Origin of the sequence: Roseisolibacter sp. H3M3-2, from assembly GCF_029211165.1 — a bacterium.
Taxonomy (GTDB): domain Bacteria; phylum Gemmatimonadota; class Gemmatimonadetes; order Gemmatimonadales; family Gemmatimonadaceae; genus Roseisolibacter.
On the sequence record NZ_JARGEK010000707.1, the window covers coordinates 1 to 946 of the forward strand.

At 80.4% G+C, this 946-nt stretch carries 1 protein-coding gene; it reads right to left on the minus strand.

Annotated elements, in window-relative coordinates; translation table 11 throughout:
* Window positions 1–946 (minus strand): serine/threonine-protein kinase (locus PYV61_RS25880; protein WP_275836770.1); only part of this gene is annotated, 946 nt, incomplete at both ends.

Genomic DNA, 946 nt, shown 5'->3' on the forward strand with positions numbered 1-946 from the left:
GCGGTCGGCGCCGCCCATCGGGCGCGTCCCGTCCCTCCAGCGCCCGCACCACGGCCGCCGCGTCGGGCGGGCGGCGCGCCGGGTCCTTGTCGAGCAGTCGCGTCACCAGCGCCGTCAGCGCGCGCGGCAGCTCCGGCCGCCGGCCGGCGAGCGGCGGCGGCGTCTCGCCCAGGTGGGCCGCCACCATCTCCTCCGGCGGGCGCGCGCCGAACGGGTGCTCCCCCGCGAGCGCCTCGTACGCCACCACGCCGAGCGCGTAGAGGTCCGCGCGGTGGTCGGCGGCGGGATCGCCGCGCGCCTGCTCGGGCGCCAGGTACGCGGGCGTGCCGAACGCGACGCCCGGCAGCGTGCGGCGCGGCGACGCGGCCCGCACCGCCCGGGCGATGCCGAAGTCGGCCACCACCGCGTGCCCGTCCTCGGTGAGCAGCACGTTCTCGGGCTTCACGTCGCGGTGCACGACGCCGCGCCGGTGCGCGTGGTCGAGCGCGCTCGCGACGTCGCGCAGCAGGCGCGCGGCCTCGGCGGCGGGGAGCGCGCCGTCGCGGGCGAGCCGCTGCCGCAGCGACTCGCCGGCGACGAACGGCGTGACGTAGTACGGCCGCCCGTCGCCCTCGCCCGACGCGTGCAGCGGCAGCACGTGCGGGTGCGACAGCCCCGCGGTCACGCGGATCTCCGCCAGGAACCGCTCGACGCGGCCGGCGTCGAGCGAGTCGCGCGGCAGCACCTTGATCGCGACCCGCCGGTCGTGGCGGACGTCGCGCGCCAGGTAGACCACCGCCATCCCGCCGCGCGCCAGCTCGCGCTCCACCACGAGGTCGCGGGCCGCGAGCGCGTCGCGCAGCGCGTCGGTCATCCCGTCCGCCGCGTCGTCGCGCGCGGCGCCGTCGAGCAGGGGCGCGGCGTAGGCGGCCGCCGCGCCGCCGAGGAAGTCGGGCGCCCCGCCGGC